The sequence below is a fragment of the Pseudomonas sp. WS 5503 genome, assembly GCF_012985385.1.
Taxonomy (GTDB): Bacteria; Pseudomonadota; Gammaproteobacteria; order Pseudomonadales; family Pseudomonadaceae; genus Aquipseudomonas; species Aquipseudomonas paracarnis.
The window spans coordinates 581,437-594,428 of record NZ_JAAQWI010000003.1; the positions used below are offsets into that span (position 1 = coordinate 581,437).

At 61.8% G+C, this 12,992-nt stretch carries 12 protein-coding genes; 8 read left to right on the plus strand and 4 right to left on the minus strand.

Going from position 1 to position 12,992, the window contains the following annotated elements; translation table 11 throughout:
• Positions 1-65: 65 nt before the first annotated feature.
• A complete protein-coding gene (locus HBO10_RS11620) occupies positions 66-359 on the minus strand; it encodes a hypothetical protein (protein WP_003188208.1) in 294 nt (97 codons plus the stop codon).
• Between the two features lie 224 nt (positions 360-583).
• Here HBO10_RS11620 and pbpC point away from each other — a divergent pair, with 224 nt between their 5' ends.
• The 6 genes from pbpC to HBO10_RS11650 all read left to right on the plus strand — a co-directional run bounded on the left by pbpC (position 584) and on the right by HBO10_RS11650 (position 7,485).
• A complete protein-coding gene (pbpC, locus tag HBO10_RS11625; RefSeq protein ID WP_034126427.1) occupies positions 584-2,896 on the plus strand; it encodes a peptidoglycan glycosyltransferase PbpC in 2,313 nt (770 codons plus the stop codon).
• 144 nt (positions 2,897-3,040) lie between these two features.
• Positions 3,041-3,349, plus strand: coding sequence for a MazG-like family protein (locus HBO10_RS11630; RefSeq protein WP_034126428.1), 309 nt, complete (start codon positions 3,041-3,043; stop codon positions 3,347-3,349).
• Entirely contained in the window at positions 3,342-4,091 is a 750-nt protein-coding gene (locus tag HBO10_RS11635) for a methyltransferase (protein WP_034126429.1), read from the plus strand. Before HBO10_RS11630 ends, HBO10_RS11635 begins: the two co-directional genes overlap by 8 nt.
• A gap of 23 nt (positions 4,092-4,114) precedes the next feature.
• The gene (locus HBO10_RS11640; RefSeq protein WP_034126430.1) at positions 4,115-4,717 is read left to right on the plus strand and encodes a DUF4136 domain-containing protein; all 603 of its coding nucleotides are present in this window, start codon (positions 4,115-4,117) and stop codon (positions 4,715-4,717) included.
• Between the two features lie 43 nt (positions 4,718-4,760).
• Complete coding sequence (locus tag HBO10_RS11645; protein ID WP_034126431.1) at positions 4,761-5,318, plus strand: DUF4136 domain-containing protein; 558 nt, start codon at positions 4,761-4,763, stop codon at positions 5,316-5,318.
• 223 nt (positions 5,319-5,541) lie between these two features.
• On the plus strand, positions 5,542-7,485 hold the full coding sequence (locus HBO10_RS11650) for a pilus assembly protein TadG-related protein (protein ID WP_034126432.1): 1,944 nt from the start codon (positions 5,542-5,544) through the stop codon (positions 7,483-7,485).
• 472 nt (positions 7,486-7,957) lie between these two features.
• On the opposite strand, the gene HBO10_RS11655 is transcribed toward HBO10_RS11650, so the two are convergent.
• Positions 7,958-10,708, minus strand: coding sequence for a PAS domain-containing sensor histidine kinase (locus HBO10_RS11655; protein WP_034125879.1), 2,751 nt, complete (start codon positions 10,706-10,708; stop codon positions 7,958-7,960).
• A complete protein-coding gene (locus HBO10_RS11660) occupies positions 10,705-11,142 on the minus strand; it encodes a TadE family protein (protein ID WP_003188217.1) in 438 nt (145 codons plus the stop codon). Before HBO10_RS11660 ends, HBO10_RS11655 begins: the two co-directional genes overlap by 4 nt.
• Positions 11,143-11,213: 71 nt before the next feature.
• On the opposite strand from HBO10_RS11660, the gene HBO10_RS11665 reads away from it, so the two are divergent.
• Both HBO10_RS11665 and HBO10_RS11670 read left to right on the plus strand, forming a co-directional pair.
• Positions 11,214-11,717, plus strand: coding sequence for a prepilin peptidase (locus HBO10_RS11665; protein WP_034125880.1), 504 nt, complete (start codon positions 11,214-11,216; stop codon positions 11,715-11,717).
• Between the two features lie 71 nt (positions 11,718-11,788).
• Entirely contained in the window at positions 11,789-12,574 is a 786-nt protein-coding gene (locus HBO10_RS11670; RefSeq protein ID WP_034125881.1) for a response regulator transcription factor, read from the plus strand.
• 136 nt (positions 12,575-12,710) lie between these two features.
• Here HBO10_RS11670 and HBO10_RS11675 read toward each other — a convergent pair whose 3' ends face one another.
• Positions 12,711-12,983, minus strand: coding sequence for a DUF3613 domain-containing protein (locus HBO10_RS11675; protein ID WP_034125882.1), 273 nt, complete (start codon positions 12,981-12,983; stop codon positions 12,711-12,713).
• Positions 12,984-12,992: the final 9 nt, after the last annotated feature.

Consider the following 12,992-nt stretch of genomic DNA (forward strand, 5'->3'; position numbering starts at 1 on the left):
GAATCAACGCGGCGTCTGTGAGTTTTTCGCGAGCAAGCTCGCTCCTACAGGAGAGGATCGAAATATCAGTGTACGACCCAGCTCAGCAACCAAAGCCCCAGCATCAGCCAGATGATCCCCACGATAATCGAGGCCCGCATAAAGGCGCGTACCGCCGAGTACAGGAAGAGCAACCCGACGATCAGAGTGATGATGCTGATGATCGAGGTGTCCATGCCCAAGGTGCGTGACAGGCCGTCGATAAAGTTGCCGCCGGCGTGGGTCAAGGCCCCGAACAAACCGCTGAGCCCGTCGACGATAAAACGGATGACGGAACCGAGCGCCTGGCCCAACCATTCGAAAAAGCTTTCTACCTGCATGTGCGTGTCCTGATGAGAAGGTGGGCGTAACTGTGCCTTTGGTTGTCGATAACGCAGGCGAGTTCCCTGCAAGCATAGAGGTTTGCCCGTTTGAGTTTTAGTTTAATCACCTGCGGATGTACGCGGCCCAATGTGGGAGCGGGCTTGCTCGCGAAGGCGGCGTGCCTGTGACATCTCTGCCAACAGACCCACCGCTTTCGCGAGCAAGCCCGCTCCCACAGTTATTGCGCTGGGCTTTGGGTTGTGTGGTGTTGGTGGTTGCCCTGCTATGGCTGGCCGATCGTATCTGGCCCTTGCCCCTGCCCCAGGATGACCTGGCCCGGGTAGTGCTGGCCGAAGATGGCACACCACTGTGGCGATTTGCCGATGCCAATGGCGTATGGCGCTACCCGGTACACACCAGCGAAGTATCGCCTTATTACCTCGACGCGTTGCTCACCTATGAAGACCGTTGGTTCTACCAGCACCCCGGCGTAAACCCGTTGGCGCTGGTGCGTGCGACCTGGCAAAACCTGAGCGGCGCGCGGGTGGTGTCCGGCGGCAGCACTTTGTCGATGCAGGTTGCGCGCCTGCTCGACCCGCACTCACGCACCCTGCACGGCAAGTTACGCCAGCTGTGGCGTACCGCGCAGTTGGAGTGGCACCTGTCCAAGGATGAAATCCTCAACCTGTACCTGAACCGCGCGCCCTTCGGCGGTACGCTGCAGGGCGTGGCGGCAGCGAGTTGGGCGTACCTGGGCAAGTCGCCATCACAACTGACTCACGCCGAAGCCGCGTTGCTCGCGGTATTGCCCCAGGCGCCGAGTCGTTTGCGCCCGGACCGTCATCCGCAGCGCGCCCAGCAGGCCCGGGACAAAGTGCTGCGCCGCCTGGCCGAGTTTCAGGTATGGCCGCAGTCGGCGGTGGATGAAGCCTTGGAAGAACCCCTGTTGCTCGCCCCACGCCTGGAACCGAGCCTGGCGCCCTTGCTCGCACGTCGCCTGAATCGTCCCGACAGCCCGCCACTGATTCGCACCACTCTGGATGCCACCTTGCAACGCCGTCTCGAAGACCTGCTGTTGGGCTGGCGCGCACGCCTGCCGGAGCACACCTCGGCAGCCATCCTGGTGGTGGAAGAAGAAAGCATGGCGGTGCGCGCTTACCTGGGGTCGGTGGATATCAACGACACCAAACGCTTTGGTCATGTGGACATGATCAGCGCGCTGCGTTCGCCCGGTTCCACCTTGAAGCCCTTCCTCTACGGGATGGCGTTGGATGACGGCCTGATTCACTCCGAATCGCTGTTGCAGGACGTGCCTCGGCGCTATGGCGATTACCGTCCAGGCAACTTTTCCATGGGTTTTACTGGCGCGGTGCCGGCGAGCACTGCGTTGTCCAGCTCGTTGAACCTGCCTGCGGTGCAACTGCTGGAAGCCTACGGGCCCAAGCGCTTTGCCGCGCAGATGCGCATCGGTGGCGTGCCGTTGGCGTTGCCGGCATTGGCCGAGCCGAACCTGGCGCTGATCCTCGGCGGTGCGGGCAGTCGCCTGGAGGACCTGGTGAGTGGCTACAGCGCCCTGGCCCGCGATGGCAAGAGCGCCACCCTGCGGTTGCAACCGGACGATACGCTCAGGGAGCGGCCGTTGCTGTCGCCCGGCGCCGCGTGGATTGTGCGGCGCATCCTCAGCGGCCAGGCGCGGCCCGACCGCGACCCGCGTGCCGAGCTGGTCCAACGCCCGGTGCTGGCGTGGAAAACCGGCACCAGTTATGGCTTTCGCGATGCCTGGGCGATTGGCGTGGGCCCGCGTTACCTGATTGGCGTATGGATCGGCCGGCCCGATGGCACGCCGGTACCGGGGCAGTTCGGCCTGGCGTCGGCAGCGCCGTTGATGTTGCAGGTGCATGACGTGCTGACCAACCGCGACAGCCAGCGCGGCATCAGTGCGCCAGTCAAACCGGTGCCTGCCAATATCGGCGTGGCAGCGATTTGTTGGCCGCTGGGCCAGCCCATGAGCCGCAGCGACCCCAATTGCCGCCGCCAGCGTTTTGCCTGGACCCTGGACAACACCACGCCGCCGACCTTGCAGGCATTGGATCAACCCTTGAGCGTGGGCTTGATGGAAAGCATCTGGGTTAACCCCAAGGGTTTGAGGGTCGATGCCCATTGCCCTGGCGCAACCCCCAAAAACATCGCGCTGTGGCCGGCGCCGCTGGAGCCCTGGTTGCCAAGGATTGAACGCCGGGAAGCGCGCATTCCTGCGTCTGACCCGGATTGCCCTCCGCCGGCGCTGGCCGCTTCATCGCCGTTGTCCATCGTGGGCGTACGCGAAGGCGACCAACTGCGCCTGCCCGCTGCCAGTCAACAAGCCTTGCGCCTGAACATCTCCGCCCTGGGCGGCAGTGGCCGGCGTTGGTGGTTTCTCAACGGTGCGCCGTTGGGCGACAGCGCGAACCAGGACAGCATCAATGCCAGTTTTGAACGGCTGGGCCGCTATCAGCTCAGCGTATTGGATGAAGCCGGTCAAACCGCCAGGCTCGAGTTCAGTGTTGTCGACTGATCGTTCCCACGCTCTGCGTGGTAACGCCGCCTGGGACGCTCCGCGTCCCGTCATCCGCGCAGGCGACGCGGAGCGTCACTGGAAGCATTCCCACGCTGAGCGTGGGAATGATCGGGTAAGCTATACCCATTCAGGAGCCCCCGCATGAACCTCGAACACCTCACCGAACGCCTGCACCGCATCCGCGATACCAACGACTGGAAGCAGTTCCACAGCCCGAAAAACCTGGCCATGGCTGCCAGCGTGGAAATGGCCGAGCTGGTGGAAATCTTCCAATGGCTCACCGAAGACCAATCCCGCCAACTGCCCGCCGATAAACTTGCCCATGCGGGTCAGGAGATCGGCGATATTGTCCTGTACCTGCTGTTGCTGTGCAGTGAACTGGGGCTGGATATGAACGAAGTGGTGCGCGCCAAGCTGGCCGATAGCGAACGGCGGTTTGCCCATGAGTGATCGTCATTTCGACCAGTTGGCCACGCGCTTTGCCGAAAAGATCTACGGCGGCGCCAAGGGCGCGATTCGCCTGGCGGTGCTCCAGGCCGACCTGGTGCAAGCCTTGCCGCAGCGGCCGTTGCGCGTATTGGATATCGGCGCAGGCCTGGGGCACATGTCGCTGTGGCTGGCCGAGCAGGGCCACGAGGTAACCTTGGCCGAACCCGCTGCGCCGATGCTTGAAGGTGCGCGCCAGCGCTTCGCCGACGCGGGCCAAAGCGCGACCTTTATTCATGCACCGTGGCAGGACTTGCTCGGCCAACTCACCGAGCCTTACGATCTGGTGCTGTGTCATGCCGTGCTGGAGTGGTTGGCCGAGCCCCACGCTATCCTGCCGGTACTGCACCAACTGACGCTGCCGGGTGGCTGGTTGTCCCTGGCGTTCTACAACCGTGATGCGTTGATCTACCGCAATCTGCTCAAAGGCCACTTCCGCAAAATGCGCAAGAACGACATGGCCGGCGAAAAGCAGAGCCTGACGCCGCAACAACCCCTGGACCCACGGGAGTTGGCGGCGCAACTCGAAGGGCTGTGGCAGGTCGAAAGCCAAAGTGGCGTGCGGGTGTTCCACGACTATATGCCGGTGGAATTCCAGGCTCGCGCCAACCTGGAGGACTTGTTGGAGATGGAGCTCGCTCACCGTCGTCACCCAAGCTTTGCCGGGCTTGGGCGATATTTGCACTGGATCTGCCGCCCGGTTTAAGCGGCCCAGCGTGGGAGGTCGACATGCGTCGTCTCGGTTTAATCCTGTTGTCTTTAGGTCTTGGGGCTTGTTCGAGCCCCAATCCTTACGTGGCCAGTTCGGCACCGATGCCGCCGGCGCCCGCCCAGGCGGCCACTACCTTTGATGCCAGCGCCTACCCCGCGCCGGTGCGCGACTATGGTGCCTACCGCAGCTGGGGTTGGTTCAACGGTCAGTTGCCGGCGGGCACGGCCTGGGCCGATTCGGCGCAGATTGCCGAGGCGGTCAGCGGCGCCCTCGATCAGCGAGGCTTGCGCCCCTTGCATGACAAGCGTGCGCCCGACCTGCTTGTGAGCGCCGATGTACGCCTGGAAAAACGCCTGCGCCAGGTCCAGGACGATTATGGTTACGGCTACGGCGGCTATAACCGCTATGGCAACGGTTACGGCATGTACAACAGCGTGCCCGTGGTGCGCACCTATGAAGTGACAGTGGCCGTGGCGCGTATCAGCCTGTTCGATGCGCGCACCCGCCAGCCGGTGTGGAGCACCAGTGCCGAAACCACCAGCCAGGGCAGCCTGAGCGAACGCGCCGATAGCTTGCGCAAGGCGATGCAGAAGGCAATGGCTGCCTATCCGCCCAGTTAGCAGCTATTCTCATTACATGCCCACGTTGTTTTTGGAGAACACCATGCTTCGTCGCATCGCTGCGCTTGCTGTTGTCATGTTGCTGGGCGGTTGCCAGAGCAACCAGGTCAACCACGATTTCGACGCCAGCCGAGACTTCGGCGCCTACCGTAATTGGGCCTGGAAAGACCCAGCGTTGCAGTACCGTCCCGATGACCCGAGGATCAAGAGCGACCTCACCGAGCAACGCATCCGCCAGGCGGTGGGCGAACAGCTGGATCAGCGCGGTTTGCGTCCTGCGGCGGCGGGTACCAAGGCTGACCTGAATGTACAGGCCTACCTGATCGTCGAAGACCGCCAGCAGCAAGTCACCACCAACTATGGCGGTGCCTGGGGCGGCCCGTGGAATGGTTACTGGGGCGCGCCGATGTACAACGAAACCCGCAATATCACCTACAAGGTCGCGACCATCCAGATCGACCTGCTCGACGGCAAGGACGGCAAGCTGGTGTGGCGCGGCAGCGACGAACAGATGATGGCCAGCACGCCGAACCCCGAGGAACGCAACAAAGCCATCCGCAGCACCGTGACCAAGATCCTTTCCAACTACCCCCCGCGCTGATCGCTCACTGTAGGAGCGAGCTTGCTCGCGAAAAACGTCAACGATAACGCGTACTTCCTGAATCAACGCGGCGTCTGTAGGTTTTTCGCGAGCAAGCTCGCTCCTACAGTATCAGGGCGTATCAGGGCATCTCCGCCAGTCGCCAATGTGGCGAGTTGCCAGCAACCTGCCGAAGCCTTGTCTACACTCCAGTGCAACGGAGAGTTAGCGCAGGAGTGCTTCGATGTCTCCCCGATTCGGCTCCAGACAGCGTGGTGCAATTGGCTTGATGGCGGCAGGCACTTTGGCCTTGGCCTTGGTGTTTACGTTGCTGGCGGTCGACAGCGGGCGCTTGTATTTGGAAAAGCGCAAGCTGCAATCCGTCGCCGATACCTCTGCGTTGGAGGCAGCCAGTCTCGGTGGCCAATGCGGTACCAACACCACCGCAAACGCCTATGCCACGCAAAATGCGGCGCGCAACGGTTTTGTGGTCGGTAATGGCAGCACCCTGGCGGTGACATGCGGCACCCTGGCGACCAATGCTCTGAACACCCGTGTGTTTACCGCTGATGCCACCAAGAGCGACGCTATCCGCGTGGTGGCTTCCCGCACTGTGATGACCAGCGTTGCCAATGGGCTGTGGAACCTGTTCAGTGGTGCGCCGATTACCCCGCAAATCAACTTGAGCGCCACCGCCGTCGCGGCGACACCACCGCCCGTGGCGCAGCTGTCGATCCGCAGCAGCCTGGCCAGCGTCGATTCAGGCAAATCCCCGCTGCTCAACCTGGTGATCGGCAACCTGCTCGGCGGCAACCTTTCGCTCACGGCGGCGGGTTGGAACGGCTTGCTGCAGACCAACGTCAACCTGCTCAGTTACCTCGACCAACTAGCGATCAACCTGAACGTGAAGGCCGGTGACTACGATGCCTTGCTCAGTACCGCGGTCTCGGCGACTCAACTGATCGACGCTGCTGTGAAGGTGTTGCAGAAAAACGGCGCGGCGGCCACGGCGGTCATCAATGACGTGATTTCGATTCAAGCCATTGCACCTAACAGCAAGCTGTTAACGGTGGGAGACCTGGTCGACATCGCCACCGGCACGCCGACAGCGGCGCTGAACAGCAACGTGCAATTGTTTCAACTGCTGGAAGCGGTAGCGCAGTTGTCCAGTAGCAAGAATGCGGTGAGTGCGGCGGCGCAGGTCGCGATTCCGCTAGTGGGCAATGTGTCGATCCAGACCAAGGTCATCGAGCCGCCGCAGCTTTCAGCGATTGGCAATCCTGTGTTGGCCAAGAAGGGCTTGCAAAATACCCCGCCGACCGATCAGATTTTTGTACGCACCGCGCAAGTGCGCACGTTGGTGACCGTGCAGGCGCCGATCATCAAGGCGGTCTCTGGCGTGGCGTCCATATTGACGGGCCTGGGCACGCCGGTGTCCCAGGTGGTCAAGGGCTTGTTGAACCTCAACCTGCCGGCGGTGGTTGGCGGTGTGTTGTGCCTGGTGGCCTGCAATGTGGCTGACGTCGATGTCACCACATCGCTGGCCATTTACATCGAAGCCGGCAGTGCGCAAACCCATGTCACGGATTTCAATTGCGACTCGCCGGCCTCCAAATCCTTGACGGTGAAAACCACTACGTCCCTGGCGTCCCTGGCGGTCGGTACAGTGGATCCGGTGGCGGCTTTTTCTTCCTCCGCAGCAGTCGATGTGCAGCCGGTCAGGCTGATCGATTTTGGCCAGCGCTACTGTGTGGTCCTGACGCTGCTGTGCAGCCCCAACCGTACACCCAATGTGGGGGGTGGTTTGCTGTTGAAAGCCAACTCCACCATTGCTGCGCAAACCAGCACGATGGTGTTTGCCCCGGTGGCCGAGATGAATGCGCCGCCCACCTACAAGTTCGCGCCGGGCACCGCCAATATCGTCGGCAGCCTGGCGGCGACCCTTAATGGCTTGCAGGTAACTTATGCACCGCCCAGCGGCAGTGTCTCCAGTGGCGCGTTGGCTGGGGTTGCCGGGCTGTTGGCGACCATTACCACGGCGGTGGTGGGGCTGATCCAGAATGTGCTGTCACCGATTCTCGACCCTGTCGTCAACACCTTGCTCAGCGCCTTGGGCATCAACCTGGGCAATGCTGAAGTCGGTGCCAACCTCACCTGTCATATGGGCAGGGCTTACCTGGTGATTTAGCTGACTCCCCGAGTTCCAAATGTGGGAGCTGGCTTGCCTGCGATGGCGGCCTGCCAGCCGACGCCTATCTACCTGACCCCCCGCGATCCAACTGTGGGAGCGGGCTTGCTCGCGAAGGCGGCCTGGCAGTCAACACAGTTGGAACGTGTACATATCCATTCCTGCGGTAACGGCCACTTAGGGTTCCGCTTTTACAGCGGCTCACTTTTGAAAAGAGCCCAAAAGTAAGCAAAAGGCTCTTGCCCCACCACTCGGCACCTCGCCTAGGCTCGGTGTGCCCGCAATCCGCCAGTGATTTGGGGGGCCGCCGCCACGCGCCATCCATGGCGCGGGGCGGCTAAACCGGCATCCCTGCCGGTTTACCCCCCAAATCACTGTCGAATTCCGGCCAGCGTGGTTTGACGGGGCGCCTAAGATCAAAAGCAGAGCAAGAGCAAGAGCAAGAGCAAGAGCGGCTCGCTTCGCATCGTGGTTAGCTGATTGAGTTCTGCGCGATGGGTAACTCGACGCAGAATTTCGCGCCGGCCTCGCCGTTGGTGACGCTCAGGCGCCCACCCATGTTTTCCACAATCCCATAGCTCACCGAGAGCCCCAATCCGGTGCCGACGCCGATTGGCTTGGTGGTAAAGAACGGTTCGAAAATCCGCTCCAACAGGCGCGGGTCGATCCCGCCGGCGTTGTCTTCAACCCAGATACGCACATGGCGGCTGTCGTGCTCGCTGTGCAGGGCAATCCAGGGGCGCAGGGCAGGGTCTTTTTCTCGCCGGCTGAGTAATGCGTCGCGGGCATTGACCATCAGGTTGATCAGCACCTGTTCCAGCTGGTCGACATAGCCTTTGACCTGCACCGAGAAGTCCGCAGGGCTGATGCGCACGTCTACACCTTTGCCGCGCAGGCCTTCGCTGAGCAGGGACAGGGTGCCCTCCAGCGCCTGCGCGGGGTCGAACGGTTGCTGCTCGATTTCCGAGCGGCGGCCGAACACGCGCATATGGTCGACCACCCGTGCCGCGCGTTGCACCTGGGCGTCGATACGCTGCAGTTTTTCCGTGAGGTAGTCGATTTGCACATCGCCATTGCCCAGGCGCTTGAGCACATTGGTGATGGCCATGTGCATCACGTTCAGCGGCTGGTTGATCTCATGGGCCAGGCCGGTGGCCATTTCGCCGAGGGTGGCCATTTTCGCGCTTTGGGTCAGTTGCTGCTGGGAGCGGCGTACTTCGGTGTTGTCGCGGCCCACGGCCTGCACTTCGATCAGGGCGCCTTGTTCATCGAAGACGCCACGGTCCGACCACACCCACCAGGCATGTTCGCGCCCCGGCAGTTGCAGGCTGATTTCCGCGGTGCTCACCGGGAATTCCGGGGTCAGTTGCTGAATGCGTTGCATAAAGGCGGCGCGCTGTTCATCCGACAGCCACTGGCCCAAGTCGATGCCTGGCAATTGGTCGGGCCGGCATTCCAGGTAATTGGCCAGCGGCGTGTTGCCGAAGGTGAGGATCAGATCGGGACGGTAGCGACAGATCATCGCTGGCGAGTCTTCCACCAGGATGCGGTAGCGCTCTTCACTTTGGCGCACCTGCTCGGCGGCCAGGGTCGCCTCGGTGACGTCCAGCCAAAGGCCCACGGCTTCCACCGGCAAGCCGAGGTCGTCGCGCAAAAGCTTGGCTTCGTCGAGCAGCCAGTGGTAGTTGCCTTGCTTGTCGCGCAGGCGGTAGCGGCTGCGCACGTTGCCTTCGCGCAGCAGTTGGCGGGTGCGTTCGAAGTAGCGTTCTCGGTCGTCGGGGTGGATCAGCGCCGCCAGGGTGTCGTGGTTGCAATCGGCCAAGGTCCAGCCCAGCAGCGGCAACAGGCTGGCGCTGAAAAACGCTGGGTGCAGCGCGCCGTTGACGTAGCGCTGCACATAGATGACGGCCGGTGAGCTGGCGATCAGGTTGTCCAGGCGCGCATGGGCGGCGGCGGCTTGCAGTTGCTGGTTCTGGATGTCGCTGATGTCGAGCATGAAGCCGATCCAGCGCCGTTCATTGCCGGCACCCAGCACTTGGCCTTGTATGCGGTACCACAGGGGCGACTGCTCAGACTCGGTGCGTTGCAGGCGCACGCTGGTCAGCAGTGGCTTGCCCAGGGCTTGCAGGTCTTGCAGGCGGCTGTCGAGGGCCTGACGGTCGGCGGGGTGGATGAGTTCGAGCCAGGTGCCGAGGGGTTGGCGGGTGGGGCCTTCGTCCAGGCTCAGGTTGCGCAGCAATTGTGGCGCCAGTTGGATTTCCTGGGTGGCGGGCAACAGTTCCCACCAGCCAGTGCCGAGCAGGCCTTGCAGGGCTTCTACCCGTTCCAGTTGCTGGTTGTGACGCTGTTCGCGCAGACGGCCCAGCAGCGGCGCGGCGAGTGCCGCGCACAGGTTCAGCCAGTCACGCTCGCCGGTGTGGTGTGCCTGGCCGTTATAGAAGCCACACAGCAGCCACGCGGCGGCGCCATGGCTGTCGCGGTACGGCACCAGGAAGCCGTCGGCATTGCCAAATACACTGTGCAGGCGCGGGTTGTCGCTGCGCCCCTGGGCAATGTCCAGGCTAAGTGGTGTGTTGCCGTTGATGCTGTCCAGGCTGGTGCCCAGGTGTTGCCCGGTCTGCCACAAGGCCGGGGCGTCGTGAGCGGCGTAGTGGCTGTAGATGCGCCAGCCCTGGTCATCTTCGTCGAGCAGTGCCATGGCGACGCAGGGGATGCGCCAACGCTGGGCCACGCTGCGCAGGTGTTCGCTGAACACCTGGGGCAGGCGGTTGGGGCTGCACACGCGCAGCTGTTCGCTCATCAGGGCGGCGAGTTGGTGGTTCTGTTCGCGTTGCTGCATCCGCACTCGGTCGGCCAGCAGGTCAGTGATGTCCAACAGGTGCAGGGCCCAGCCGTCGCCCTCCGGCTCGATCCAGCCGCGGGTATGCAGGACCTGGCCAGCAACGCCCTGGAAGTCGAGGTCCAGGCCGTGTCGTTGCCACTCCTGCGGCGTGCCCTCGACACTCCGCGCGCTGTCGGCACACAGCAAGGTCTGCAAGGGCGGGTTGGGCGCGTTGGCAAGATGCTGGGCAAGTAAAGGCTTCAAGGTGCCCGAGATGTTCAGCACCCCACCCAGGTTGTCCAGTTGCACTTGCAGGCCCGACGCGGGTGCTGCTGGCGCGTCCAAGGCCAGGGCGCTGGTGCGCCCGCGCAGGCGTGCGAACAATTTATCCCCCGTCGTCAAAACTGAAGGCTCGAGGTAGCAGTGAGGTTGGTGGGCAGGTTCGGTACAGTGCCCACCCCGGGCAATACCAGGGCCGGCAAGACCGCTTTGATATTGGCCGAGGGGTAGGTGATCTTCACTGTCAGCAAATTATTGGTGTAGGTGGCGGTGATATAGCCGGGCAAGAATTTCAATGAGCCGGGGATCCAATTCAATTGGGCCTGGGCGGCATCCTTGGCGCGTTGCACCACCAGGGCCGAATAGCCTGCGGTGCTGGGGTCCAGGGACACACTGCGGCGGACCCCTTCGGCTGCCGCTTGATGAAATGACTGCATCAACAGCAGCGGCAAGCTGTAGCTGAGCATGCCGTAGAACACTGCAAAGAAAATCACGAAGACCAAGGCAAACTCGATCGCCGCAGCGCCTTTTTGCTTTCTCGGGAGGCTCGATTTCATGACTGCGTCTACCCTGAGTCGAGTACTTGATATCAGCATAGAATCATTCAGCCAAAAGGGATGTTTTTTACGTGATCCAGACGCTAGTGATTGTGCTGTGGTTGGGCGTATGTGCTGTGCAGGATATTCGCCAGCGCCAAATTTCCAATACGCTGACCCTGGGCGTAGGCCTGCTGGCGTTGATCTACCTGCTGTGGACGGGGTCGACCTGGCTGGGCGCGCCCCGCAGCGAGGGCGGCCTGGCCTTGGCTTTGGCACTGGTACTGACCTTGCCGGGCTATGCGTTGGGCCGCTTTGGCGCGGGGGATGTGAAGTTGCTAGCCGCCTTGGGGCTGGCCTCCAATATCGACTACCTGTTGGGGGCGTTGATCGGTGCCGGCATCGTCATGGTGGCCTGGACACTTATGCATCAATGGCTTAGCTCAAATCGCGTTGAGCGGGCAGGGCAAGCGTCAACAAAACAGCCCTTTGCGCCCTTCGTTTTGACAGGTTTTGCCGGCAGCTGGTTTTGGATCCATCAGTCGCACGAGTTGATTAATGCTATGTACATAGTCGGAAAGTACGTCTACGTTTAATGAGTAGTTGTGTAGGAGTTTTCGTCAGAAAGGATAGGTCATCATTTGGCTTGCCAGGCATGGAGTAGCGCGTGAACAAGCTTACGTCTGCAGTAAAAGTGCTCGTTGTCGACGATCAACCATTGATCGTGGAGGAACTCTGTGAATTTCTTGAAAGCAGCGGGTACCGTTGTGTCCCGTGCGAGTCCAGCCAGCAAGCGGTCCAGCGTTTTGGCGAAGACCTTCAGATTGGTTTAGTGCTGTGTGACCTGCATATGCCGGACATGGACGGCATCGAACTGGTCCAGGCGCTGCAACGGATCGCCGGCAAACATCGTGCGTTCGAAGCGATCATGCTCACCGGTCGTGCCGACAAACAGGATGTGATCAAAGCCCTGCGTGCGGGCATCGCCGATTACTACCAGAAGCCGATCAACCTCGATGAATTGCTCGAAGGCCTCAAGCGCCAGGAAGCGGCGTTGGAGGAACGGCAAAAAGACCTGCAGCTGGGCACGCTCAACCAGAAGTTGCAGTACCTATCCGAATCGATCAATGACTTGTATATGGACTTGGACAAAGTGCGTCGCAACCCGACGCTCCAGGACCATGATGGGGACCCATCGGCCGATGAAGCCGGGCCGTTGGAGATCCCGGCGATTTTCAATCAGCTGTCACCGCGCCAGCTGGATGTGGCTCGCCTGGTGGGCAAGGGCCAGACCAACTATCAGATTGCCTGTGAATTGGGGATTACCGAGAACACGGTGAAGCTGTACGTGTCCCAGGTGCTGCGCCTGACCCATATGCACAATCGCACGCAGTTGGCGCTGGCGTTGTCACCGAGCAACTCGGCGATGCGCCAGCGGGTGACTGCGCACTAAAGGCCCAAGCAAACCTTGCAGGAGCCATCTTTCTGTGGCGAGGGAGCTTGCTCCCGCTCGACAGCGCAGCTGGAGTCGGCTTTTCTTGGGGGCGCTTCGCTCCCCAGCGCAAGCAAGCTTGCTCGCCACAGTAGCTTTACTTGCTTCCACTTTGCGCAGTGCCGCCTATTTTCTGATCAAAGAACTCCGGAATCGGGTGCTTGTTGCTGTCCAGCCAGCGCTTGAGCGCCTGTTCGCGTTCTGCCGGCGTGGTTTTCTGGGGGTTGGCCGAGGCTGCGCGCCCGCTCAGTTGCAGTGCCATCCAGTTTTCCGTTTCGGCCTGCCGGGGTGAAGACGGCCCCGCTTCGATGGCCGAAGCGAGGAGGGGCAGGGCCAGGCATGCAAGGCCGGCGAGGTATTGGAATTTCATCATCGACTC